The organism is Aquibacillus albus (assembly GCF_016908325.1).
Classification (GTDB): domain Bacteria; phylum Bacillota; class Bacilli; order Bacillales; family Amphibacillaceae; genus Aquibacillus_A; species Aquibacillus_A albus.
Window position 1 is genome coordinate 149,643 of the sequence record NZ_JAFBDR010000005.1, and the last position, 25,083, is coordinate 174,725.

Below are 25,083 nucleotides of genomic sequence, written 5' to 3' on the forward strand. Positions count from 1 at the left end.
TATATTCCGAACTAACTTTCCTTTTTCCTTCTTACATCTTATATTTTAATTAGTTGAAATTTTTTCTCATTACTATACATTGGTAATTAGAGACTTTTTTGAAAGAAGGCATTCATTATGCGTGAAGGATTACAATTAAATTCAGGTAAACAAACAAGAAGACCAATTGTACTTGCTGCACTTGTTATTTCCATGTTTATGGCAGCAATTGAGGGGACAATCGTTGCAACAGCCATGCCTGACATCGTAGGTGATCTTGGTGGCTTTTCCGTGTATAGCTGGGTGTTTTCTGCTTTTTTACTGATGCAGGCTGTCACTACCCTCATTTATGGAAAACTTGCCGATCTTTTTGGTAGAAAACCCATTTTCCTTGTTGGTGTTATTATTTTTTTAGTTGGTTCTATTTTATGTGGACTCGCTACAACAATGACGATGCTGGTAATCTTTCGAATTATCCAAGGAATAGGTGCAGGAGCTGTACACCCTATTGTAACAACAATCGTAGGGGATATGTACACGATTGAAGAACGCTCTAAAATTCAAGGCTATTTAGCGAGTGTATGGGGGATTTCATCTGTCATAGGTCCACTTGCAGGAGGATTTATCGTTAATTTTTCTGATTGGAAATGGATCTTTTGGATCAATGTCCCTCTCGGTATTCTGGGCATGATTGGCGTTATTTTATTTTTTCACGAGGATGTATCTAAAGAGAAAAAATCCATTGACTATATCGGATCTAGTTTATTTTTTATTTCCATTTCAGCCCTTATCGTTGTATTGGTTCAAGGAGGCGCGACATGGCCTTGGATTTCCCCACAAATAATAGGACTTCTTATTCTTTTTATTATTGGATCCTTTTTGTTCATCTATCAAGAATCAAAAGCAACTTCACCGATGATGCCCTTACACATATGGAAGAACAAATTGATCACAATTGCTAATCTGGCTACCTTGACCTCTGGGATGATTATAATTGGATTAGCCAGTTTTTTACCAACCTATGTACAAGGGGTAATGGGACATTCTGCGATTGTTGCTGGTTTTACCTTGTGTACACTATCGATCGGTTGGCCAATTTCTGCAACAATAGCAGGACATCTTGTGCTAAAGATCGGCTTCCGGACTACAGCCATTCTAGGTGGTACCGCCTTATTAATAGGTGGAACATTGTTTCTTTTTCTTGATCCAAGCAAAGGACCTCTATACGCTGGATTTAGTTCTTTTGTTGTCGGTATCGGGATGGGTCTTTCTAGTACAACCTTTATCGTATCGATCCAAAGCAGTGTTGATTGGGAAATGCGAGGAGTTGCTACTTCCTTAAACATGTTTATGCGAATTATCGGAAGTGCCTTAGGTGCAGCATTCCTTGGTGGAATTTTGAACACGAAAATGAATCAATCGTTGTCTGAAACAGGAGATGATTTGAACGAAGAATTTTCGATTAGTAGTACAGATATATTATTAGACGAAGAGATGCGGAGTCAATTTTCGGAACAAAGTCTTTCCCTTATACAGGATTCCTTAACAAATGGATTACATGCCGTTTATGTTGGGGTATTCATAATAGCATTCATTTCTTTTCTACTAACTTTACTCTATCCCAAAGTTGAGAAAGGTAATAAAAGAGCTCAGAGGTAACAGTAGCTTGTACTACCTCTCTGAGCTTTTTCTTTTTTCGAAAACACCACATATAAGGCTTTGTGCGACATCTCATCTTCTTAATTTCTATTTTGCGCGTCGCACGAGGGCTTCGTGCGACACAATCTATCATGGTGAATGCAAAAAAGTTTCCCTCAAAAAAGGACAACTCTTTATTATGATAGAACTATTCTACTTTTCAACAGGGATAATGCATCTTCCAATTCTTCCTTGGTCGTATATCTACCAATACTAAATCGAATCGCACCTTTTCCGACATGCTCAGAAACCCCCATTGCTTTTAAAACAGAAGAGAGTTCGACGTTACCAGAATGACAAGCTGATCCAGTAGAGGCTGCAAGTTCAGGTACTTTTTCTAAAATTTTCTCCCCTTCTACCCCAACAAAACTAACACTCAACGTATTTGGTAAACAATCATCCAGCTCTGTATTTAATACGATGCTATCTCCATAAATTACTTTCAGTTGCTCCCAAAAATAGTTTCGAAGGGCAGCAAGTTTGTTTTGAGTCGCTAACTTCTTTTCTGCTAATTCACATGCTTTTCCTAATCCAACAATATAAGGAGTATTCTCTGTTCCAGCTCTTCTCCCATCTTCATGGCCTGCACCGTGAATGAAAGAAGTAATAGGAGTTCCTTTCCTTATATACAATGCTCCAATCCCTTTTGGTGCATAAAGCTTATGTCCCGCAATAGATAATAAATCCACACCAAGTTCGTTTACGTTAACAGGAATTTTGCCCATCGATTGTGCAGCATCCGTATGAAAAACAATTCCGTGTTTTTTTGCGATATTACCGATGTCTTTGATTGGTTGTATCGTACCTACCTCGTTATTCGCATGCATAACTGTAATTAAAATAGTACTTTCCGTTATCTCTTTTTCTATTTGTGCTGGGTTTACTTTTCCATATTGATCGACATCTACGTAGCTTACCTTTGCACCAATAGATTCCAAATATTCACAAGGTGATATAATTGCAGGATGCTCTATTTTCGAAGTTATCACATGATTACCCTTACTACGTAAAGCTTCATACAACCCTTTTAGCGCTTGATTGTTCGACTCGCTTCCTCCACTTGTGAAAATAACTTCATCGGAATCGCACCCTATTAAACGAGCAACTTGACTTCTAGCTTTATATATCGCCTCTTTTGCCTCGCTACTAGCCCAATGAGAAGAGGATGGGTTACCGAATTGATTCATAAAGTACGGTTCCATCGCTGCAAAAACTTCCGGACTAATGGGTGTACTTGCATTGTAATCCAAATAAATTTTTTTCAATACAAACGCTCCCTTTCACACCAATTTTAATAAATTAATTAGTAAATTCCCAACAAAATCCCTCTCATTTTAAGCGCTTTAACAGTACAAGCTACGGAACACCCAGCTTCTCCCTTCTGCTTCCAACTACATGATTAAATTAGCGATAATCCACATGAGAACAAAGCTTATGATAATCATTATATTAGAAATAGTCCCTATCAATTTACGATTATAATTAAATTCAGCAGCGTAAGGTAATGCAGAAATAGCCGTAGGTAAAATCAAACTAATTAGTACTGTATATTTAAACATATCATCATAAGGCAAGAGGAAGAACAAGACTAATCCAATCGCTAAACCTACAAGGTATCTTACTCCCAAATACTTTAAGACTAGTTTTCTATCACTTTTTTCAAACGTAAAACTCAAATAGATTCCTAGTAAAAGTAAAGATAGCGGCATATTAGCCTTGGATACAATGCTAGAAACATCCACTACAATATTGGGTAACTGCCAACCAATAATATTTAAGGTGCATACACCAATATAAGTCATAAACGGAATGGATTTTGACATTTTTAAGGGAATAGTTTTTACGTTTAATGTAGCTTGTCCACTAGAATAATAACTACCAATAAAATAGGATAGCCCAAAAATAACAAACGCATTTCCTACATCCAGCATACCAAAATGCTGAATTCCTTCTTGTCCCCAAATACCTTCTACTAAGGGATAAGCAAATAGTCCAATATTAAAGCCTGGCATCATCATTACTAGCATACCCTTTGTTTGTCTGCTTTCTTTTCTAAATACAAACAGGCCAATGAAACAAATAAAAAATCCATAAACTAATCCAATAATGATCAATACAAATAAGGACGGTTTAAATTGAAAATCACTAAACGTATAGATAAGTAATGCAGGGAGAGTAACATTAAAAATGATTCTTGCTATACTATCTCCGTCTTTTTGCTTAAAAATATGTGCCCGCTTCAAAATATATCCAATTGCAATAATCATAACAGAATATAAAAACTGATAATTAAAACTATCCAACTGACATTTCCCCTATTTTATTCATGATTGGATTTTCATTCTCTTCCGTTTAGAGGAATGAAACATAATAATTTACTATAACACAATTGGTTGTAAGCAAAAAGGAAGCAGCCAGTACATTCCGTTTCCTATGTATTTTCGATGAAAATACAGGCAAATATAAGAACGTTCATGATAGACTTAGAGAAGATTATAATTTGATAAGGAGATTACTATGAAATTAATTGCTACAGATTTAGACGGAACATTATTAAACGAAAACCATATGATAAGCTCAGAAAATGCGAAGGCAATTGAAAAAGCACAAGAACTAGGTATTCAAATCGTTGTTGCAACAGGGAGATCCTATAGTTCAGCACGAATACCTATGGAAAAAATGGGGTTAACCTGCCCAATTATTTGTTTAAATGGGGCACAAGTGTATATGTCAAACAAAGAATTGATCAGGAATGTTCCTTTAAGCAAAGAAGTTGCACTGCAAATTCACAATGCCTGTCAAAAACAAGGGATTTATTTTGAGCTCTTTACAAACAAAGGTGTATTTTCAGATAGTAGAGAGAACTTCATTCAAGTCATGGTAGACATCATGACGTCAGCGAATCCAGACTTAAGTAAGGAAGATGTAAGGTCCCGTGCAGAAATGCGATTCCAGGATGAGAGAGTCGAAATCGTTGAAGATTATAATGCTATATTTCAACAGGAGGATCTTGACATCTATAAATTTTTAGCGTTTTCAGTTAAGGATGAAAAACTAGAGTCTGTGAAAGCGGATCTTATAGATGATTCAGAAGTAGCTATCACCTCTTCGGGTTTTGATAACCTTGAATTTAATCACCCAAAAGCCCAAAAAGGAATAGCACTAGAGTTTTTATCCAATAAACTTAGTATAGACATGAAAGATGTTATGGCCATTGGTGATAATTATAATGACGTATCGATGTTAAAGGCAGCTGGACGAGGAGTAGCAATGGGAAATGCCGACGATGAAATTAAACAGCTTTGTGATGTTAGTACGAAATCAAATAAAGAAGATGGAGTGGCTTACGCGATTGAGAAAATGTTGAAGGATAGACAAATGATTTAAAGAAAAGAGGCTGTCCCAAAAGCAAAGGGGCAGCCTTTTCTCTTTCTAAGTATAATTTTTACTATGACAATAAAAAAACTTCTGTTGCTTTCTTATGTTAGCGACAGTTCTTCTCAATTCGTACAATAAGCATCTAATACTTTTCATAAACCTAAACCCGCTTTTCTTCAAATTCCGCTATATCACTATTTTTGCCAATTGTTACAATAATATCACCTTGTTTTAAAGTTACATCCATCGATGGTGTGATGATAATATTTTCATTATTTTTCTTAACAGCAACGATAGAACAGTGAAAATTATCACGAATATCAAGGTCCATTAATTTTTTCCCAGCAAGCTTTTTACTAACAACTAATTCTACAATACTATACTCCCTGGACAATTCAATATAATCTGTTACTGCATCATTCCCTATATGATGGGCTATTCTTCTAGCCATGTCTCTTTCTGGGTGGATAACACGATCTGCTCCGATTTTTTCTAAAACTTTTTCATGATATTCATTTCTTGCTTTCACCCATACTTGTTTAATCCCCATTTCTTTTAAAACCAATGTAATTAATATACTTGACTGAATATCTTCGCCGATGCTAACGACCACATAGTCGAAATTGCGAATTCCCATTGATTTTAGTGCTTCCTCATCTGTAGCATCTAGTTCAACTGCATCAGAGACGATTGTATTAAATTCTTGTACTCTTTCTATATCCTTGTCAATTGCCATCACTTGAACACCAGAGCTCGTTAACTCCCTACATAGACTTCCACCAAAGCGACCTAATCCTATGACAGCAAAATCTTTTTTTGGATGTTTCACAAATATGTCCCTTTCCACTTTTTTTATAGCTTTTCCCATTGAAATATATCTTATAAGTCTTGACTTTACAATGCATGGAGTTAATTTCACGTTTGCTACAAACATGTATGCATAAGTTATCAAACTTTATTTTTTCTAACACCTGCTTTTGTGATAAAATTTACCGTAAGTGCAGACAATGAAAAAGGAGATTCCAATGAACTATAAAATCTTATTTTTAGACATTGATGGAACAATTTTACGAGCAGACCACACGATTGAAGCCTCTACAAAAGATGCCATCCATCAAGTAAAAGAAAAAGGGATAGAAATTTTTATAGCAACAGGACGACCACTTCATGAAGTATATGATATTGCAGAAGCTTTACATATTGGTTCCTTTATTGGCTATAATGGTGCCTTAGCAAAATATCAAGACAAAGAAATAGTAAACGAGACAATAGATTCAAGCACGATACATGACTACTTAGCTACTGCCAAAAAACATGGACACGAAATGGTGTTATATACAAGCAGCAAAAACACATTCACATCAATGGATGCACCTGTAGTAAAAGAATTTATCAACTATTTTGACTTGAAAGAAAACGAATGGTTCAGATCAGATGTTATTAATGATATTCTTGGCATCACGATAATGAATGTAAAGGAAAATGAAGCTTCTCTTTACGAGACGGAAGACATTTATTTATCTCAAGTAAATGTTGAAGGCCTAAAGCATAGTTATGATGTAATACAAAATCGTGTCAATAAAGGTCGGGCGGTAAATGCAATACTGAAGCTTCTTCAAATACATCCCGATGAAGCCATTGCCTTTGGGGATGGAATGAATGATAAAGAAATGCTGCAAAATGTAGGAGAGAGCTTTGCAATGGGAAACGGGCATCCTGATCTTTTTCAATACGCAAAGCGAAGAACATCTTCAGTCATGGATTCCGGTATCTTTAATGGATTAAAGTCTATTGGTTTGGTTAAATAATAAAAATATCACCTTCACATTATGCCAATAAAAAAACCAAAATACGGGGGGTATTTTGGTTTTTTTATGCTAGTTTTACGTAGCGGACACCTATTAAATAAACGGAGAGCAATGAATCGACTTAAGGTATTTGCTGCACCTATAAGTTCATAGTCTTAATTTATCACATGTAACAAAACACATCTTGTTTTTTGTTAGGTTTTCTTACGTTGTTTTTGAGGTTTTCTATATTATATTTAGTACTTTTATCCATTACTTTTTTTAAAATCTATTCTAGGTTTTGCCTAAATTTTCAGTCTTAGCCTCTTGTCCCGAACAATACCTACGCTCAATCATACGATATATTAGAAGAAAATGAGGGGGTGTTCTAATGGGCTTCTATGGCGGCTATGGACCTGGATACGGCGGGTGTGGCTATGGCTACGGTGCCGGTTATGGTGGAGGCTTTGCCTTGATCGTTGTACTATTCATCTTATTAATTATCGTTGGCGCTTCTTTCTACTATTAATTCCATTCCATCTCCTAAACTGGCAGAGGGAGTCTTTGACTTCCTCTGGTTTGTATAGACTCCATTTTATAAATGACTCAGTTTCATAATACTTAGTTAACGCCATTAGTATACAACAGATAGTTGGATCAAACCTTTTCCAACTGCCTATAACGAGTGTAGAAGTTTTTCTTATACTTCTTTACGTGTAAAAAAACAGGGCACGCTGATACATGCCCTGCTTTTTATTTTCAACTTATTCTGTAATTACTGATTCAACAGCCTCTTGTGCTTCGTTTAGAGCTTCCTCAGCTGTTTTCGTTTGTTGTCTTAGAACATTATTCGTTGTGTTTGTATTTAGTTCAGTAGCTACGTCTGGAATATTCTCAGTAATATTTACAGCGTTGATTTCGTCTTTGATTTCGATTAGAGTATCAAAGATATCTGTTCCAAAGTATTGGAAAAACTTATTGTCTTCCATAACTTCTTCACTTTCCCACACATCAGTACGTGGAGGATCGAAACCAAGTACTTGCCATAGCTTTACGTTTGCTTCTTTAGATAGCTTAGCAAATGCTAAGAAGTCTTGAGCAAGCTGTGCATGTTCTGTTTGATTTGTTACTACTGTACCAGTACCACCCATACCAGCTGAGCGATTGCCGCCTTCTTCCCATGCAGGCAATGGACGAACTGCCATTTTACCTTTAAGATCTGGCATGTAGTCAGTGAAACGTCCCATGTACCACATTGGCATAAAGATCGAAGCAAACTGACCTTCATTCATTGCTGCATAGAACTCCTCTGCGTGCGGCTGTCCACCTGGAGTTATTTCAGCAACTTCATGTACATAAACCATATCGTGCAAGAATTGAAGTGTGTCAATATTTTCTGGTGCATTTAGAGTTAGATTTCCTTCTGCATCAAACCAGTCAGAGTCACGTTGGCTAATTAACTGCCACCATGTTAAATAATCATCTGTAGAAACTGCAGTCATCTTCGCATCTGTGTTCGCAGTTACTTGCTTACCTGCCTCTACATAATCATCCCATGTTTGTATAGAATCAATATCTACACCAGCAGCATCCATAATTTCTTGGTTATAGTACATAACAGATGCCCCTACGTGTGTTGGCATACCGTAATAGTTACCTTCTTTTGAGTAAATATCAAAACGTGCTTTAACAAAATTATCAATCTCTGGTTCAACGTAATCATTCATTGGCAACATTTGTGGTTGCCCTTGTAAGAAGTTCGGGAAACGACTTACTTCAATGTCTGCTATATCTGGAGCACCTGTGCCAGATTGTAAAGCTAACAATAAGTTATTGTGCATTTGATCATAAGGATATGTTTCAGCAACTAGTTTAATTGGACGATCAGGATTAGCTTCATTCCAACGTGGAACTGCATCTTTAAAGAAATCCATGTGTAATTCCACAAATGTCCAATACGTTAATTCTGTAGCATTCTCTTCTTCGCCACCAATAACCTCAGACTGTTCTGCATCTCCACCGGCGTTTTCTCCGCCTCCCCCACATGCTATTAAAACGAGTGCCATGAAGCCAAACAATAATACTAAAAGACTTTTTCTATTCATTATCTCTAACCCCCTTGTTTAATTTAAGGTCTAATAAAGCGCTTACACAAATCACAAAAAATTATTTTCTAATTTCAAGTAACCCCCCCCTAAATAAGAACCCTTTCGAAACCGCTTACACAATGTGCAAAAAAGTTGTTTAAGTAGAGTATCTTAATTAAAGGTAAGTTTTTCACAAAAAACAATTTCTTAAATGTTTAGATCATTTGTAACCGCTTTATTAACTATAATTTAGCATTAAAGATTAATAACGTCAACATATTTTTTAATAATTTTTTTAAAGTTATTGACGACTTTAATGATATTTTCATATTGTCGTATGCATATCTTTAAATATATTGTTTGCACTTATTTATTTAAATCATACTAAAATAATAGAGGTCATTTAATTTAAACCAATGACAACTTTCATCTATTATACGCTAAACAAAAAAACTTGTTGGAAAAATATTTCCCAACAAGTTTTTATCAGCTAACATTTTAATTCATACTTGCTTCAACAGCTTCTCTTGCTTTTTTCAGAGATTCCTCTGGAGATTCAGATTGCTGTCTCAGTACATTATTTAACGTATTCGTGTTTAACTCAGTCAAGATATCTGGATATTCTGGTGTTACATTGAAACCATTAATTTCATCTCTAATTTCTAATAGTGTATCAAAGATGTCATCACCGAAATAATCATAGAATTTGTTATCACCTTGTACAGCTTCACTTTCCCAAACATCCCAGCGTGGAGGATCAAATCCAAGTACTGTCCATAGTTTTTCGTTCGCTTCTTTAGAAAGCTTTGCAAACGCTAAGAATTCTTTTGCAAGTTCTTCTTCCTCTGTTTGGTTTGTTACAACTGTACCTGTACCACCGATACCAACAGAACGACCTGCTCCTTCTTCCCAAGCAGGCATTGGGCGAATCACCATTTTCCCTTCTAGGTCTGGCATATAATCAGTAAAACGACCCATGTACCACATTGGCATAGAAATGGAAGCAGCTCCACCTTCATTCATAAATGCATACCATTCTTCTGCGTGCGGTTGACCCCCAGGAGTTAATTCAGCAATTTCGTGTTCATAAATAAGATCATGCAAATATTGTAATGTTCTCACGTTATGGTCATTATCAAGAATAATATCACCGTTTTCACCAGCTAAGTCTGAACCGTGTTGTGTAATCATTTGTTGGAAGGTTGTAGCATCTCCAGTATGAACAGTTGTCAATAATGCATCTGTATTTGCTACAACTTGTTTTCCAGCTTCTACATAATCATCCCACGTATTAATGGAATCAATATCGACACCAGCTTCATCCATAATTTCTTTATTATAGTACATAACTGTTGCCCCTACGTGTGTTGGCATTCCATAATAATTTCCATCTTTTGAATATACTTCAAAACGAGATTTAATAAAATTATCCATTTCAGGTTCTACATACTCATTCATTGGTAGTAGTTGTGGCTGCCCCTCTAAAAAGTTAGGGAAACGACCAATTTCAATATCAGTAATATCTGGTCCACCTTGTCCTGATTGCAATGCTAGTAATAAGTTGTTGTGCATTTGGTCGTATGGATAAGTTTCAGCAACTAGCTTAATTGGGTTATCAGGGTTTTCTTCATTCCATCTTTTCGCTGCATCTTGGAAAAATTCCATATGCATTTCAACAAATGTCCAATAAGTTAATTCAGTAGCATCTTCAATATCATCACCAACAACTTCTGATGCATCAGCTTCAGAAGCGGAATCTCCACCGCCTCCACAAGCCATCAAAAACATTGCCATCAATCCAAAAAGCGATAAGATAAAAGCTTTCTTCATTTTTTTACCCCCATTTTTTCAGTCTATAAGCGCTTTCATTTAAAATAAAATTATTAGAAATTACTGTCGGATCACCTCCTGAAGTTAATAAAAAAGACCAAATCGTCAGCAAACGCTTTCAATTCTTGCACAAAAACAAAAGATGTTTCAAAACTTAATATCATACTACGAATCTAGTAGAACTTATTTAAAAAGAATCAATTAACTGTTACATACAACATTAGCATTTAACCAGATGGTAGTCAATATGTTATTTCGAATTTCAACAAAGTTATTGATAACTTATTCACTTGGATTGTTTTATATTGTACGAAAGTGGCTCTTAATCAAGTAATAATATTTGTAGTTTATTTAATGAACATACTTATAAAATAACCTTTTCAAGAAGTTACTTAAATACTAATATCCAATTCAACGTCCGTTTATCATGTACTTACAAGTTAAAAGTGATAAAGGATATTCTTAAAATAACTCAGAAAATAACTTCATATTTACATAAAAAAAGACCTCTTAAAGGCCTTAACAATTGTCCAATAAGTACACTTGATTAACGATTCTCAATCACTTCACACGTAAAAGTAGCTACCCCCAGAGGTCAGAATCCTTGGGGGTAGCTTCGAATTATTTGCTTAATAATTTGTAAATCATAAAATGGAAAAGAATTAGTAAAATCAAGCTAAATGCAAAGAACAATATACTGGATAAGAAAGGTATATTAATAAACATCAGTTGTTGAATAACAGAAACAATCATAATAACTATCATACTAATGATTAATCTCTTAACTGTTTCTTTCCAGTTCTGTAGATTTCGGTGTATTCCCGTAATTGCCAACGCGATAAACCAATAAATGATAGCCGTAACAGTAAATACAGTTAAATCCTTCCATGGATAGAATGAAACTACACTAGATAAAAAACTAGCTAAAAAGAAAAGTAAAATATAACTTCCATAAAGTATTATCGGGGTTATTTTAATTAACATGGCTGTCTCCTATTCCATAAAAATTTTAAGCCTCTGAAGTTCTTTTTCTACTATTACCCCATAATATGATATCCTGAATCAACATGCACTACTTCTCCGGTTACTCCTCTTGATAGTGGACTAAGTAACGTAATCGTCATGTCACCTACCTCTTCTTGCGTCACATTCCGCTTTAACGGTGCCTTTGCTTCAATATCATGAAGCATCTGATTAAAAGTTGGTATTCCCTTTGCTGCAAGAGTTCGAATCGGACCAGCTGAAATAGCATTGACCCTAACATTTTCACGCCCTAAATCTAATGCTAAATATTTCACAGCAGACTCTAGAGCAGCTTTTGCAACTCCCATAACCTTATATCCTTCCAATGCTCTTTCTGCTCCAAGAGCGCTCATCGTTACGATAGAAGCACCATTTGCTAAAAACGGCTGAGCTTCTCTTGCGACTGCTATTAATGAATACGCACTCGTATCTTGGGAAAATGCGTAACCTGATCGAGTTGTTTCAATAAAGTCACCTTTTAAATCTTCACCATGGGCAAATGCAATCGAATGAACGACACCATGAATATGTTTCACTTTTTCACCAATCTGGGCAAATGCTTGGTTTAAACTTTCATCATCTGATACATCGCATTGCACGACCATTTCTGCAGCTAAGTTTTGATCAGCTAATAACTTGTTTATCTTACTTAACGATCTTTCTTTTCGATATGTAAATACAATCCTTGCTCCAGCCTCATATAAAGATTTTGCTACCCCCCAAGCCAGACTTCGCTCATTTGCAACTCCCATTACAACAAACACTTTATTTTCAAGCTTTAATAAATCGTTCATATAATCCTCCATAATACAAAAATTTCCTTACCATTCATTGTTATAACCAATAACTGCTGATAAGATTCTATCATAGGTTCAAATTATCGTATAGAAATAAAGTTAAAAAAATGGTATTGTAATTTTTCATCTAAATACATCAAATAGAATAAAAGGAATTTAAAAAAGCAACCGAATTTCGGTCGCTTTTTCATTTATATTATCTTATTTTTATATTCAATGGATACAGATAGGGTTGTTCAGGTTCTTCAATTTCCTTTGATTCCGTTACACTAATCGTTGGTAGTTCTACACCATTATACTCTTTTATATGAATTGTGCCGGTCACTTCTAACCAAGTATCTTCTGAGATAGATTCCACACCACCGTTAAACTCTGATAAAAATCCAATAATACTCGCATCCGCTACACAATGTGTAATTAAATACCTTCCAACCACCAATTGATTTTTTGCAAAGCCGTCTTCCTTGTAAACAAAACCATTAATTGAGATTTCTTTCCCTTCAAACTTCGCCAAATCCATATTAATTGCTTCATAATAGGTGGCATATACTTGATCAGTCATCTCAATCGTATCAACTTCTTTTAATTGATCAATGATTTGTTGATACGTGTCTTGAGTAACTGTATTAGAATAAAGATTAGGATCCTGTGGATTATCTGATGGTTGGCCTTTATTGTTTATATTAGGGCTACTGTCAAGCGCCCCCTTTTCTTGATTATCTCCCACAGAACGTTCGGATTGATTTGGTCGTTCTACCTCTGGTTCCGCACTAGCTTTACTTCTATCCAATTGATTTCGCTTCGCACTGTTTGTTAAGGAAACCATTGTTCCTTTCTTATCAGCAATCGATGAATCTAATGTAGATGGGGGCATCATAAACCCGGTGACTAAAGGTAATATTAAAACGCAATAAGAAACAAGCTTCTTTAAATTGATTGGTGAATATCCATGGTCATGGTTATGGTCAGCACCATCATGGGTGTGATCATGAACATGAAGATGGTTATTCGATTTCTGTACCGGTGTCCAAATCCTTGGAAGCTGCGCAATAAAGAGGACTAAAAAAAGAATGGCCCCTATTTGGCTAATCGTATCATATTTTGGATTAATCAGCTTATGAATATCTCCAGTGTAATGTAGTTTAATGATAAAGACTGCAAACATTAATAATACTATTGCTCGAAAAGCCTGTTGAAAATAGAATCGCATAGCTAAACGCTCCTTAATAGATGCCCTGTGAAAGGATTAATGTGCAAAAAACAACAGCGGTTACTAATCCAACAAAAACCAACACAAATTTAGCTTTAAATACACTTAGCATCATCATCGTGTTTTTTAGATCAATCATTGGTCCGTATATTAGAAAACCTAAAATAGCTGTAGTAGGAAATACATTACGGAAGGAAGCAGCGATAAACGCATCAGCCTCTGAACATAATGACAGAAGATAGGCTAGCCCCATCATTACCAATGTTGAAGACGCCAATCCGCTTCCTAATTGAACGAGTGCTCCCGAAGACACATAGGTTTGTACAAATGCTGCCAAAAGTGCACCCATAACTAGGTATTTACCCATATCAAAAAATTCATCCACTGAATGCCGCAACATACTGCCAATCTTTTCAACGAATGATGTAGCGGATGGTTGATGATTTGATACTGTACTGCTTGTAATTGAACTTTGATTGAACTGATTTGTACGATATAAGAAACTTATTATTAACGCTACCGTAATTGCGATAACAAAACCAATAACCATACGCGATGCAGCAATTTTCAAATCATTTCCGAACGCCATATACGTAGATACAATGACAATTGGATTAATTAATGGACCTGTAAGTAGAAAACCAATACCAGCATATATAGGAACACCTTTTGCAATTAATCGACGAACAATTGGAACAATTCCACACTCACAAGCAGGAAAACACGCTCCTACTACACAGCTCATTGTCACTGCCATAAACTTATTTTTTGGAATCCATCTTTTCAAGTGTTCTTCCGTTATAAAAATTTGAATCATTCCTGCTATCAAAACACCAATTAACACAAAAGGAGTGGCTTCTATTAAAATACTTAAAAAAATAGTATTCATATCGTAAAGCGAAGACGGTAATGAAATCCATCCTTGATAAGACTCGCTAAACGAAATAAAGTAAACAACAATACCAAATAAGGCAATTCCCATAACATCTATCAGCAATAAGGGAAACTTTCGAGACATACTTATCCTCCAATAATTTAATGAGGGATGTCGTATATAAACATCCCTCATTATTATACTATTCTTCTAAAGCTTTCTCTAGCACATCTAGATTTTGATACATTAATGTAAAATAATCTTCATCGTTATTTCGATCTTCTTCTGTTAGAGTTGATAGATTATGAATGTGCAAGGCTTCTAGATTTGCTTCATTTTGAATGACTTTCGCAACTTTCGGTTCAATATTTTGTTCGAACAACAGATACTTTATATGATAATTTTTAACGGTATCTATCACGCGCTCAATTTGTTTTTGAGATGGTTCATCAAAAGAAGATAGACCTGCAATGGAAATCTGTTTCAAACCATATGCTTTTTCCCAGTAGCCATAAGCAGCATGGGTTACTGCAATTTCGCTACGTTCCTGTGATTCTAATTTTCTATGAAAATCTTCATCAAGCTTTTCTAATTTAGCCTTTAAGTCATCAAAGTTTTTTTCAAAGTCTTGTTCAGCACCCGGCTTCAATTCAACCAATGTATCTTTAATGTTTTCTGCAAGTGAAATAGCACGAATTGGATCTAACCAAACATGCGGATCTACATCTCCGTGATCATGATCCTGTGCATCTTCTTCGTGTGCGTGTTCGTCTTCCTCATGTCCGTGCTCTTCTTCTTCGTGTGCGTGTTCGTCTTCCTCATGTCCGTGCTCTTCTTCGTGTGCGTGTTCGTCTTCCCCTTGATATTCAAGTAACGCAATTCCATTAGAAGCTTCTACATGTATTACAGATTCGTTTTCTAAAGCATCCTGTATTTTTTTGGCATAGGTTTCTAATTGTGCTCCGCTATAAATAAATGCATCTCCTGTAGCTATATCCGTTAATGTCTTAGAGGTAGGCTCATATGTATGATGATCCGCCCCAGCAGGTAGGATAGAAACAACTTCTACATGAGTACCACCGATCTCTTTTACAAAATACTCTAGTGGATATAATGTTGTATAAATGTTTAATACATCACTTTCTTCACTTGATTGGGTGCTTTGTTCTGTAGCACATCCACCCAACACAAAAAGAGTGAAGGCAATTGCTAGCATGATTGTTTTTGAAATATAAGTCATTCTCTCTTCTCCCCTTTAACTAAGTCAGATGAATTATATCGTAATCATTACGTTTTGTAAATAGTAATCATTACGTTTTGTTCGATTAATATAGACAGTTATAGACAACTTATTCCTTGCTGTTTTTTATTACACAGTTGACACATAATGCGCAACACGGTGATAAATTTGTAAACCGCTGCGGAAATACACTTCGCTTTCCGTGGGCGGCTGGTGAGCCTCCTCGAGCTTTCGCTCTGCGGGGTCTCACCGATGCCATTCCTCCCACAGGAGTCTCCGTGTATTTCCTCCGCTTATCGTGGAAATTTTCAAAACAACTATAATTGCTTGATAAAAACAAATGTATTAAAGTTCTTTACAACGTACTATGAATGGAAGTTGGACAATTTTTCATACTTGATTAAGAAAAGTAAATCCAAGCTGTGGAAAAATGCGAGACTCCTGCGGGAAAAGCAAATGGTTTTCGGTGGGGCGAGTAATCGCAGTCCCAACAGCTGAAAATCCCGCAGGAAGCGTTTTTTGCTTCCGAGGAAGTTGAAGCGTTGCCCGCGGAAAGCGAGTGTTTTTCCACAGCGGTATCCTAACGCTAAATTGATGAAAGTATAAAAAAAGCGCCCTGATTCGGACGCTTCATCTAACTATAATTTTTGCTTTACGGTATCAACCGTTAAGGAATGGGTATGATCATTTACATAGGCATAAAAAATATGCTGTATTTGATGATAACCCTTTGCTTCCAGCTCTTTCATTAACCATTCTTTATTTTTATTTATTAGCCGCAAATTTCGATACTGAATTCTACCTTCAACGATGACGGAAATCGGTAAACCTTTGTAATCCGTTTTGATATTCAAATCCTTTGAGCTAACTGGTGTTACATCCTGGCTTTTAATAACACTAATTTGTCCATTAGGCTCTAATAAAGCATAATCAATGTCTTTAATATCAGGATTTCCAGCAGCACGAATACTTGATAATAGCTCTGCCAAAGAGTAGTGACTTCTTCGCAAATTTTCCTCAATAATCTTTCCATGTTTAATTAAAATCGTTGGTTCTCCAATGATAAAGCGACTAATCGGTTGTATCAGACTTAATCGAGCAATCGCTAGATAAATGATGCCAATTAAAATGATGCTTAACACTGATTGAAAAAAGTTGATAAATTTAATTGCAGCAAACGCTGAGTAAGAAAGAAAAACAATGGTCACCAAATCATAGGGTGTCCATTGCGATAATAGTGATTTTCCTAACAGTCGCATAACAACAAATATTAATAGGAATAAAATGACTAATTTTAACAATTCCATCCACATGTAGAATCCCTCGTTAATCCATGATATATATATCATATAATGACCAGCAGGATGAATTTCTATTCTATCTTATACATACTTGAATCCTTGTACATCCAAACAAAACTCATGAACTACTTTCTGTTTTCTTCTTATTCACTTCATGAATTAAATAACTTACAAATGCCTCATCTCTTTCTAACCATGCTTGGTACTTTCTTTTTAAAAAAATCTCCGCTTCATCAAAACTGGAAAAGGCTTTCTCCATATCCTCATGATTTTTTTCAATCGCCCATTCTCGTTCACTTCGTTGATATAGCAGAAAAATGTTATCCGAACGATCTTTATATAAGGTACCAAATGATGAATCTTTTTGATTAAATCGGTTGCGCTTAGCATCTTCTTTTAACGGTTCAAGTACAAATGTCTTAGCAACAAACTGCTTATACGCCTCTTCAGTTAGGATAGCACCAGATGCCTTCTCATGGCCACCTCCACCGAAAAGACCCGCCACTTCAGAGACATCAACCCCATCATGAATGGTGCGAAATCCCATTCGCTTCCCACCTATATTTAATATAACAATATAATCAAGATGTGGATATTCTTTACCGAGTTCATTTCCGAGTTCAGAATGATAGGACTCTGCATAAACAACACCTGCATAATGCTCACCTAATTCAGTTTGGACCAATTCCCGCCTTTTACGACGTATGTATCGCTCGATATTTTTCTCTTCCATCTCTAATAATTTCAGTTCAAATTCATCAAAGTGAAAATGTTCACTTGTACGTAATCGATTCACCATTTTTTCTTCAAAATCGTTAATCGACATTAAGAAAAAAAGGGTATTCAAACGTTTTGCTTTCTGGTTGTCATTTTTTTCCCATTCCCAAGTATCATACTGTCGAACCAACTCGACAAATTCCTCAATCACATTTGATGGCTCCATTAATTCCTGTGATAAAAGATATTCATAAAGAAGAGAAGTTGCCGAAGTAAGAGTCCCATCTTGATTTTGAACGACCACTTTTCCCCAGTCATAATCATTAAAGGATAATGCCGTTTTATGATGATCAAGAAGCTGTACTCCTCCTTTATCTTGATAATACTCCTCCAGTCGTTTTTCATTTTCTTCATTTACTGACAAGTCTGTAATCATTAAAAAAGTATTACTATCGTGATTTTCTAAAAAATACTCAACTTCTCGATTGAGACCCGAAATCGAATTATAACGAACTTGTACTTGGTCACCAAAAGCAAGCTTCGCTATAATACCACATCCTACTCCATCTAAATCATTATGAGACAATAATTTATACATCTTTGATCACCTCGACATCTAGTATAAGTAGATGGTCGAAATATTATAGGAGATAAGAACAATTTATTTCAACCATAGATTATTTCAATAAAGTGGAATCATTGATAGATGATTCTTTTGAACTCACTTCATTATTTAAAATAAACACTTGCATATTTTCTAACGAATAACTAAGTGGATATTCACGCATATAAACTTCACAATTGTTCATTAATTTTTCATATAAAGAATGAAAGTAAAGCTTATTAATTAAGATGATCTGTAAACGTTGCTGAACCAATTGTTTATTGCTCGTTTCCCTCATTTTTAGTAAAGCTTGAATCGCTTTATATTTGGATTTATACAATAGCTGGTTGAAAAACTTTGTATGTCTTCGCGTAACGAGCTTTTTAAATGGATAAATTGCAGTATTTATTTCAATCTTGTCTATTTTTGATATAAGTAGTTGTAACTTTAAATGAAACTCCACTTGGTCAATCTCATCTTTTTGATAACCATCTGTCACGTCGATTAACTCTTCTAATAGTTGTATTATTTGTTCCATTTTTACTATGTCACCCTTTGCTGTCAGTTATCCTTGGACCTCCTTTATTATATGTAATCATATACTTTCTCTTTACTTTGTGAATGATGCATCGTATTACATAAAATTTCATAAGAAGCGACAGTATAAATGCAAAGAGGTGAAATAAATATGAATAATCGTTTAGAAAAAAGTATTGAGATTTCAGCATGGATAGTTACTAGTTTATTGTTATTAAAATATATCCCTAAAAACAGAATTCGAGAAAGTCTTGTATCTTTTACTTTTAAACAAATGGTTACATGGATTCTCGGTTTAATTGTTGTTGAGAAAAACCTTATTACTTATCCTTATCGTTTATTTTTCAAAAAATCGAATAAAGCTAGTTTCACCTTTGAATACTTTGTTTATCCAGCATTATGCACATTTTTCAATTTGTATTATCCAGAAAAAAGAAATAATTTTATTAAATTCCTCTATTATTTTTTCCATTCTTCCATTATTACTATTTTTGAAATTTTTGCGGTAAAATACACAAACTTAATCACCTATAAGAAATGGGCTTGGTATTGGAGCTTTATCTCACTATGGATGACATATTATCTTTCTCGTCTTTATCATCGGTGGTTTTTTAAAGACAAATCATTCAATGAAAAAGTGTTTTACAATTTTTTTAACCAGCAAGAGGGTAACCATTAATAGATGGTTACCCTTTATGAGAAGGCTTATATCGGATACTTTATAACAACAATTTGATAAAAAAAGAAAAAACCACTTTATAAAAAGCGGCTTCTAAAATGAACCTATTTAAATAATTTAACGACTTTATCTAAGACTTTTTCATCCTTCGATGTAATCGTCTTTGGTTTTTTTGGAGTTACAGGGAGAATGCCTTCTTTTGAATTATCGACTGTTACAATCTGCAAATAAAATGGTTCAGATTCTTTGTCACCATTTAAATAGCCTCTTAAAATTTTAACTTTTTTGGCTGAACCAGTCATTTTTCTCGTATAATCCCATTCTATCCCGTGCTTGTACCTCTTATCGATTCTTTCTTTTAAAGCAAAGGCTTCTGAAACTGCTTCTTTTGGAGTGTTAAAAAATGAATTTTTTCTATTCAATCCTTTCATTTTAAAACCATCGCCAACTTTTGCTTGATACAACGTACTTGTCATTTTGGTCATCCTTTCTGTATTGGTCTCACACCCTCTGCCGGTGAGTCTATACACCAGAAGACCAAAGGGTTTTATTCCCCCATTCTTATTATTATAACCTTTTTTACCAGTAATTACTACCTTAATCTTCTTATTCACTCAAAATTAACACAGCCCTTAAAGAAAACATGGTTCAGCTCCTCGTTCTCAATTACTAATGTAACCAAATTATTTATGGTAAAATTAGCAATGGATAGGGGGAAGTATCATGCAAACAACACCAAAACGCAAAATAAATAAAAATGCTTGGGGATGGATCGGTTTAATTGGATTCTTTTTACTAACAAAAATAAAATGGGTATTTGCCCTTTTAAAGATTGGAAAATTCACAACATTAGCTTCTATGTTTGTATCGCTTGGAGCCTATGCTTTATTTTATGGATGGAAATTTGCCATTGCGATTATCTATTTAATTTTTGTTCATGAAATGGGTCATCTTGTTGCAGCTAAAATTAAAAAAATACCAACCAGTCCCGCTGTTTTCATTCCATTTTTAGGTGCTGCTATTGGAATCAACCCAAAAAACATAAAAAATGCACAAACAGAATTTTTTGTCGCTTATGGTGGGCCACTAGCGGGATTATTATCTATTTTACCTGCTATAGCTCTATACCTCGCAACAAGCGATCCGTATTGGGCACTTGTTACACAATTAGGGGCACTAATCAATTTATTTAACCTTTTTCCAGTTTCACCACTCGATGGCGGCCGGATCGTTAGTGTATTATCGACGAAAATATGGTTTATCGGGCTAGTAGTTCTAGCAGTGATGCTTTTTATTTCGCCAGATCCAATTCTTATTCTAATTCTTATATTCGGTTTAATCACATGGTGGGATCGATTAAAAGAGCATACTAAAGTAGAGATTTTAAAACACGAAGAACAAATATTGGTTGAGATAAATGAAGACATACAAGCTGCTCAGAATCAAGCGAATGAAGTAATAAACGGTAATTACGAGAAAAATGAAAATGGACATATTTATGCGTTTCATTTATTAGCTAATCAATTGCACAAACGAAAGGTTAGAATGGACTATTTACTTGCAAATGAAACAGATTCAAGCCAACTTATTATGCCGAAAAAGAAACGACTGCAAATTAAAAAATGGAAGGCAGAGAAGGAACAATTAAATAGAGTTCTAAATAAAATGCAAATGATGAGAGCTAATGCAGAGGAACAGCTCAACATAAATATGGAAGACTTGAGAGATTATAATGAAAAGAAACTTCAAGAAGTTAGAAAAGAAATAAATAGACTAAAAACCTATTATGACTCCTCTTTACCAACGAAAGCCCGTGCATTAATCTTGTATTTAGCATTGGCAATCGTGTTAGCACTGCTTCTCGTCTACGCCATGAACATTCTAGATTCGAATCAGCTAACAAATTTTTAAACTAACATTGAGTTCCCGGATTATATAAAATTTTCCGGGATTTATTAATTTAGAACCCTTTAACAGGCCCTTTCATTGTAAATACATTCTCCCTAGATTATAAATTCCTACCTTCTGGGAAATATAGTACTAATCTGTCAAAAGGATTGGTATTATGTACATTTTAATTAATGTTTTTTTTCTAATTGCAGCACTTATATGGGGGGATTGGAGAAATTGGAGGAAATATTATCCGACCATTCTTTTCTTTATTATAGGAGATTTTTTATATAATTTTTTACTTTATAAAAAATCAATGTGGATTTTCCATGACATGATTCTACCTAATCACACAATCATTACCCTTCTCGCCATGGCTGTTTCTTACACTGCAACCGTATTAATATATTTAGGTAAATTTCCTGAAGATTGGAAAAAACGGTCTTTATGGTTTTTATTATGGTTTGGTATTTATTTATCCATTGAGATTGTTAATAGCAATCTAGGATTTATTACCTACCATAATGGTTGGAATATAGGCTGGTCTGCTCTTTTCACTGGTATTATTTTTATTATTTTGCCAATTCATCACAAAAGACCGTTGACCGCTTGGTTGTTGTCTATAGTGATTATCATAGCTCTGTTAAGTATCTTTGATGTAAATATGAATGATATGAAGTAGTCACAAGCGCCCTTACACTCCAGTAATGTTATAATTTCTGGGCCATTAAAAAGGAACTAGTGAATAACAGTTTCACTAGTTCCAAATAACATTCAATACGATCCATTTACGCTTCACCCACTATGAAAACTAAATTAGCAAAGATTCATTTTCATAAATGAAAGAATAACGGATATCAATAAACAAAAAATACTGATCTGATAAAGGAAAGCTAAAGGTTCGGATCATTTCCCGAGTTTCAATATCTGAATAAATATCAGACAGTGTACCTCTGCTCCATGTTTTCATTTGCATCATATTTTCTAAAAAATATGGACGAAATGCCCAATTTGAACCTTTTTTATGTGGCTCCATTTCCCATCCATTTTCACGTTTCCGAAAGTTAGATGATATTTGTTGTCCATTACTATTACAAACGTACATCCGAAAACTTTCTTTATCAAAGTGGTCCGTAACAACTTCGATAAAGGCATCTACTTTTTTCGTTCCTTCCCACTGAGGTAGAGTTTCCTTTACCTTACGTTCCCAATTCAATACATGGGCAAGTCTTTGCTCAACCAAAGACTTTTCGCGAGAAATATACTCTGCAACTTTTTCGCCAACATTCACTGATAAAGAATCTATTGTTTCAAACTCCGGCTTTGCTAAGTAGAATCCTTGATAGTAACGCCCACCATGTTTCCAAGCAAAATGCAGTTGAAAATCATCCTCAATATTTTCAAACAGCAAGGCTGCTCCAATACGACGAGCTAACATGGATAGAGAATGCATAATATCCTGAAAGCCATCAGCATTGTGACTACGGATGATTTTTGTATCAATTTTTAAAATATGAGGCTCTAACTGACGAATCCGATCTATGTTGGAGCTTTTTGCACCTACATGATCAATCGCAATTTGTATCCCATACGTTTTATAATACAGAAGTAAATGGCTAAGTCCTTCAAAATCTTCATCAAAATCATGTTCCGTAACCTCGATGACAATTCTGTTCATTGCAAATCCTTGTTGTTCAAACAGAAGCAGCGTTTGTAATAAATCATCACCGTCATTTACCATCAATTGCTTGGCATTTCGATTAATAAACAATAGACCTTCTTTATCTGTCTCGAGCATTTTTGGAATAGCTTGGTGTAATAAATGTTGATCCACTTCTACTTTAAACTCATCAGGTACATCGGAGTCATGGAAAAAAGGGCCGAGGCTCTTCCATTCATCCCCATTATCAAACCGACCTAATACTTCATATCCAGCAACATTGTGCCTAATCGCACTAGCAATTGGCTGGAAAACTGGCTTAACGTTATGTAAATTCCCAATAATATCTAACGGATCCATGCAATCTCACTCCTTCATGGCATTTCCTATTATCGTTTTCACATAGACTGATCGAAAAAAACGCCTATAAATCTTCGTTGTCCCGCTACTTCTTTAAAAAAATTATTACTGCACGTGTAAAATGCTTCCTTGTCTAACTATTTATATACTATTATATCCGTTACGATCGAAATAAGCTTGATTATAAAACCTATTTTCATTTTGCAATTGCTCCACTAGGCTTTCGCATCCGTCTACCACGTACTTTCTTTTGCAACGGAGTCAGTGTACCGATTAGCGCAACGATACTACTAGCAATTAAAATCCCAGCTATCCCTTGAAATGCGACAGCAGACAAGAGACCAAAAATAATTAAGTCAAAGGCAGAGTCAAGTACTGAAATTAATGACAAGGTTGTTGCACGAATTTCTGACGGGATTAAATCATTTTTTAGCTGAGAATAGATGGGACGTCTCAATGCTTGGCCTATCCGTAAAACGAAAAATGCTCCGATGATAAGCCAAAGAGCTTCCCCAAATATAGCGGATAACAACAAGCCAATCACCGCTAGCGCACCAGTAATGTTCATTAGTAATTTCCTAGAAAAGCGGCCGGTAAACCAACCAACCGACTGAGAGGTAACAAATCCAAGAATGGCTGCAAGTGCATACACGACACCTATCATGACGACTGGAAGACCCGCATTTGTAAATATTGGCTGATTAAATGCTTCATAGACAGAATCTGCAGCGATAAATACTAGGGTAAAATTAACAAATAGTAATAGTAACGTTGGTGCTTTCTGAATTGCTTTTATTCCAGCACCTACTTGTGTAAACGGATTTTCTCGATATAAAGCAGTATTACTAGGACTTTTCACGAAAAAGATAAGAATAAACTCTAAGAGGTGAAAAGACACACCCAATACAAGTAAGAAAATGAATTGCTTATCCTCTAAGTCTTTAGCGAAATAAGCTCCAAATAGGACAGCAAGAATCATCGACACAAATCCAGCAGATTGAATTTTTCCCATCGCTCGGTCCATTCGGTGATGGTCACTATCTTCTTTAAGAGATTCATAGATTAACGCTTCATCCGCACCAGAAAAGAAAGTTACAGCAAATCCATTCAGTGCACTAAACAGGAAAAACATCCATGGATCGTAGGCAAATATTAATAAAACAATACTTACAATCTTAATGATAACACCAATTAAGAAAGATACTTTCGCTCCAAATCGGTCTGCCACCACACCACCCGGAACCTCTCCAACAAGCACTGCACCGCTCCAAAACAGCTGTAACCAAAGGATATGTGTAGCCTCTAGTCCTCGTTCCAAGTAAAAAAGTGTTAATACTGGTGCAATGAAGTTAATGGTTCCAAAAAACTTTATCCAAAACATCACTCGAATATTGTGGGTTGAAATCATCTGATTCTTCATAACTACTCCTGC

The 25,083-nt window shown here is 35.3% G+C and carries 23 protein-coding genes; 7 read left to right on the forward strand and 16 right to left on the reverse strand.

Annotation, left to right across the window (positions count from 1 at the left end):
• The first annotated feature begins 117 nt into the window (after window positions 1-117).
• A complete protein-coding gene (locus tag JOC48_RS06475) occupies window positions 118-1,638 on the forward strand; it encodes an MDR family MFS transporter (protein ID WP_204498261.1) in 1,521 nt (506 codons plus the stop codon).
• Window positions 1,639-1,814: 176 nt separating this feature from the next.
• Here the strand turns inward: JOC48_RS06475 and JOC48_RS06480 are convergent, their stop codons facing one another.
• Window positions 1,815-2,942 carry a cysteine desulfurase family protein gene (locus JOC48_RS06480; RefSeq protein WP_204498262.1) on the reverse strand — a complete coding sequence of 376 codons (1,128 nt, stop codon included), beginning with the start codon at window positions 2,940-2,942 and terminating at the stop codon, window positions 1,815-1,817.
• A 126-nt stretch (window positions 2,943-3,068) separates the two neighbouring features.
• A complete protein-coding gene (locus JOC48_RS06485; protein ID WP_204498263.1) occupies window positions 3,069-3,980 on the reverse strand; it encodes an AEC family transporter in 912 nt (303 codons plus the stop codon).
• A 214-nt stretch (window positions 3,981-4,194) separates the two neighbouring features.
• Between JOC48_RS06485 and JOC48_RS06490 the strand changes: the two genes are divergently transcribed.
• Window positions 4,195-5,064, forward strand: coding sequence for a Cof-type HAD-IIB family hydrolase (locus tag JOC48_RS06490; protein ID WP_204498264.1), 870 nt, complete (start codon window positions 4,195-4,197; stop codon window positions 5,062-5,064).
• Between the two features lie 151 nt (window positions 5,065-5,215).
• Here the strand turns inward: JOC48_RS06490 and JOC48_RS06495 are convergent, their stop codons facing one another.
• Window positions 5,216-5,884 carry a potassium channel family protein gene (locus JOC48_RS06495; RefSeq protein ID WP_338024241.1) on the reverse strand — a complete coding sequence of 223 codons (669 nt, stop codon included), beginning with the start codon at window positions 5,882-5,884 and terminating at the stop codon, window positions 5,216-5,218.
• A 196-nt stretch (window positions 5,885-6,080) separates the two neighbouring features.
• Between JOC48_RS06495 and JOC48_RS06500 the strand changes: the two genes are divergently transcribed.
• Window positions 6,081-6,863 carry an HAD family hydrolase gene (locus tag JOC48_RS06500; RefSeq protein ID WP_204498266.1) on the forward strand — a complete coding sequence of 261 codons (783 nt, stop codon included), beginning with the start codon at window positions 6,081-6,083 and terminating at the stop codon, window positions 6,861-6,863.
• Between the two features lie 370 nt (window positions 6,864-7,233).
• On the forward strand, window positions 7,234-7,371 hold the full coding sequence (locus JOC48_RS06505) for a YjcZ family sporulation protein (RefSeq protein ID WP_204498267.1): 138 nt from the start codon (window positions 7,234-7,236) through the stop codon (window positions 7,369-7,371).
• A 235-nt stretch (window positions 7,372-7,606) separates the two neighbouring features.
• Here the strand turns inward: JOC48_RS06505 and JOC48_RS06510 are convergent, their stop codons facing one another.
• The 10 genes from JOC48_RS06510 to JOC48_RS06555 form a co-directional block, all read right to left on the reverse strand.
• On the reverse strand, window positions 7,607-8,947 hold the full coding sequence (locus JOC48_RS06510) for an ABC transporter substrate-binding protein (protein ID WP_204498268.1): 1,341 nt from the start codon (window positions 8,945-8,947) through the stop codon (window positions 7,607-7,609).
• Between the two features lie 480 nt (window positions 8,948-9,427).
• Window positions 9,428-10,759 (reverse strand): ABC transporter substrate-binding protein, encoded by a 1,332-nt coding sequence (locus JOC48_RS06515; protein WP_204498269.1) that lies wholly within the window; start codon window positions 10,757-10,759, stop codon window positions 9,428-9,430.
• Window positions 10,760-11,380: 621 nt separating this feature from the next.
• Window positions 11,381-11,743: a hypothetical protein gene (locus JOC48_RS06520; RefSeq protein WP_204498270.1), complete on the reverse strand. Its 363-nt coding sequence runs from the start codon at window positions 11,741-11,743 to the stop codon at window positions 11,381-11,383.
• A gap of 53 nt (window positions 11,744-11,796) precedes the next feature.
• A complete protein-coding gene (fabI, locus tag JOC48_RS06525; RefSeq protein WP_204498271.1) occupies window positions 11,797-12,576 on the reverse strand; it encodes an enoyl-ACP reductase FabI in 780 nt (259 codons plus the stop codon).
• Window positions 12,577-12,775: 199 nt separating this feature from the next.
• On the reverse strand, window positions 12,776-13,789 hold the full coding sequence (locus tag JOC48_RS06530) for a TIGR03943 family putative permease subunit (RefSeq protein WP_204498272.1): 1,014 nt from the start codon (window positions 13,787-13,789) through the stop codon (window positions 12,776-12,778).
• Between the two features lie 13 nt (window positions 13,790-13,802).
• The gene (locus JOC48_RS06535) at window positions 13,803-14,807 is read right to left on the reverse strand and encodes a permease (protein WP_204498273.1); all 1,005 of its coding nucleotides are present in this window, start codon (window positions 14,805-14,807) and stop codon (window positions 13,803-13,805) included.
• Between the two features lie 58 nt (window positions 14,808-14,865).
• Entirely contained in the window at window positions 14,866-15,903 is a 1,038-nt protein-coding gene (locus tag JOC48_RS06540; RefSeq protein WP_239584226.1) for a metal ABC transporter solute-binding protein, Zn/Mn family, read from the reverse strand.
• A gap of 638 nt (window positions 15,904-16,541) precedes the next feature.
• Window positions 16,542-17,252 carry a DUF421 domain-containing protein gene (locus JOC48_RS06545; protein WP_204498274.1) on the reverse strand — a complete coding sequence of 237 codons (711 nt, stop codon included), beginning with the start codon at window positions 17,250-17,252 and terminating at the stop codon, window positions 16,542-16,544.
• Between the two features lie 70 nt (window positions 17,253-17,322).
• The gene (locus JOC48_RS06550) at window positions 17,323-18,519 is read right to left on the reverse strand and encodes a DHH family phosphoesterase (RefSeq protein WP_204498275.1); all 1,197 of its coding nucleotides are present in this window, start codon (window positions 18,517-18,519) and stop codon (window positions 17,323-17,325) included.
• Between the two features lie 79 nt (window positions 18,520-18,598).
• The gene (locus JOC48_RS06555) at window positions 18,599-19,063 is read right to left on the reverse strand and encodes a hypothetical protein (RefSeq protein ID WP_204498276.1); all 465 of its coding nucleotides are present in this window, start codon (window positions 19,061-19,063) and stop codon (window positions 18,599-18,601) included.
• Between the two features lie 150 nt (window positions 19,064-19,213).
• Between JOC48_RS06555 and JOC48_RS06560 the strand changes: the two genes are divergently transcribed.
• On the forward strand, window positions 19,214-19,741 hold the full coding sequence (locus JOC48_RS06560) for a CBO0543 family protein (RefSeq protein WP_204498277.1): 528 nt from the start codon (window positions 19,214-19,216) through the stop codon (window positions 19,739-19,741).
• A 104-nt stretch (window positions 19,742-19,845) separates the two neighbouring features.
• Here JOC48_RS06560 and JOC48_RS06565 read toward each other — a convergent pair whose 3' ends face one another.
• On the reverse strand, window positions 19,846-20,355 hold the full coding sequence (locus JOC48_RS06565) for a hypothetical protein (protein ID WP_239584227.1): 510 nt from the start codon (window positions 20,353-20,355) through the stop codon (window positions 19,846-19,848).
• A 109-nt stretch (window positions 20,356-20,464) separates the two neighbouring features.
• Between JOC48_RS06565 and JOC48_RS06570 the strand changes: the two genes are divergently transcribed.
• Both JOC48_RS06570 and JOC48_RS06575 read left to right on the forward strand, forming a co-directional pair.
• The gene (locus JOC48_RS06570) at window positions 20,465-21,652 is read left to right on the forward strand and encodes a site-2 protease family protein (RefSeq protein ID WP_204498278.1); all 1,188 of its coding nucleotides are present in this window, start codon (window positions 20,465-20,467) and stop codon (window positions 21,650-21,652) included.
• A 154-nt stretch (window positions 21,653-21,806) separates the two neighbouring features.
• Window positions 21,807-22,313 carry a CBO0543 family protein gene (locus JOC48_RS06575; RefSeq protein WP_204498279.1) on the forward strand — a complete coding sequence of 169 codons (507 nt, stop codon included), beginning with the start codon at window positions 21,807-21,809 and terminating at the stop codon, window positions 22,311-22,313.
• A gap of 129 nt (window positions 22,314-22,442) precedes the next feature.
• Here JOC48_RS06575 and JOC48_RS06580 read toward each other — a convergent pair whose 3' ends face one another.
• Both JOC48_RS06580 and JOC48_RS06585 read right to left on the reverse strand, forming a co-directional pair.
• Window positions 22,443-23,651, reverse strand: a complete 1,209-nt coding sequence (locus JOC48_RS06580; protein ID WP_204498280.1) for an EAL domain-containing protein — start codon at window positions 23,649-23,651, stop codon at window positions 22,443-22,445.
• Window positions 23,652-23,847: 196 nt separating this feature from the next.
• The gene (locus JOC48_RS06585; RefSeq protein WP_204498281.1) at window positions 23,848-25,071 is read right to left on the reverse strand and encodes an MFS transporter; all 1,224 of its coding nucleotides are present in this window, start codon (window positions 25,069-25,071) and stop codon (window positions 23,848-23,850) included.
• Window positions 25,072-25,083: the final 12 nt, after the last annotated feature.

Bases quoted from the DNA above. Each gene is read 5' to 3' on its own strand.
- fabI (WP_204498271.1), bottom strand. From the start codon at position 12,576: ATGAACGATTTATTAAAGCTTGAAAATAAAGTGTTTGTTGTAATGGGA.
- JOC48_RS06490 (WP_204498264.1), top strand. From the start codon at position 4,195: ATGAAATTAATTGCTACAGATTTAGACGGAACATTATTAAACGAAAAC.
- JOC48_RS06555 (WP_204498276.1), bottom strand. From the start codon at position 19,063: ATGGAACAAATAATACAACTATTAGAAGAGTTAATCGACGTGACAGAT.
- JOC48_RS06475 (WP_204498261.1), top strand. From the start codon at position 118: ATGCGTGAAGGATTACAATTAAATTCAGGTAAACAAACAAGAAGACCA.
- JOC48_RS06585 (WP_204498281.1), bottom strand. From the start codon at position 25,071: ATGAAGAATCAGATGATTTCAACCCACAATATTCGAGTGATGTTTTGG.
- JOC48_RS06580 (WP_204498280.1), bottom strand. From the start codon at position 23,651: ATGGATCCGTTAGATATTATTGGGAATTTACATAACGTTAAGCCAGTT.
- JOC48_RS06535 (WP_204498273.1), bottom strand. From the start codon at position 14,807: ATGTCTCGAAAGTTTCCCTTATTGCTGATAGATGTTATGGGAATTGCC.
- JOC48_RS06545 (WP_204498274.1), bottom strand. From the start codon at position 17,252: ATGATATATATATCATGGATTAACGAGGGATTCTACATGTGGATGGAA.
- JOC48_RS06520 (WP_204498270.1), bottom strand. From the start codon at position 11,743: ATGTTAATTAAAATAACCCCGATAATACTTTATGGAAGTTATATTTTA.
- JOC48_RS06575 (WP_204498279.1), top strand. From the start codon at position 21,807: ATGTACATTTTAATTAATGTTTTTTTTCTAATTGCAGCACTTATATGG.
- JOC48_RS06570 (WP_204498278.1), top strand. From the start codon at position 20,465: ATGCAAACAACACCAAAACGCAAAATAAATAAAAATGCTTGGGGATGG.
- JOC48_RS06550 (WP_204498275.1), bottom strand. From the start codon at position 18,519: ATGTATAAATTATTGTCTCATAATGATTTAGATGGAGTAGGATGTGGT.
- JOC48_RS06510 (WP_204498268.1), bottom strand. From the start codon at position 8,947: ATGAATAGAAAAAGTCTTTTAGTATTATTGTTTGGCTTCATGGCACTC.
- JOC48_RS06500 (WP_204498266.1), top strand. From the start codon at position 6,081: ATGAACTATAAAATCTTATTTTTAGACATTGATGGAACAATTTTACGA.
- JOC48_RS06530 (WP_204498272.1), bottom strand. From the start codon at position 13,789: ATGCGATTCTATTTTCAACAGGCTTTTCGAGCAATAGTATTATTAATG.
- JOC48_RS06540 (WP_239584226.1), bottom strand. From the start codon at position 15,903: ATGACTTATATTTCAAAAACAATCATGCTAGCAATTGCCTTCACTCTT.
- JOC48_RS06515 (WP_204498269.1), bottom strand. From the start codon at position 10,759: ATGAAGAAAGCTTTTATCTTATCGCTTTTTGGATTGATGGCAATGTTT.
- JOC48_RS06560 (WP_204498277.1), top strand. From the start codon at position 19,214: ATGAATAATCGTTTAGAAAAAAGTATTGAGATTTCAGCATGGATAGTT.
- JOC48_RS06505 (WP_204498267.1), top strand. From the start codon at position 7,234: ATGGGCTTCTATGGCGGCTATGGACCTGGATACGGCGGGTGTGGCTAT.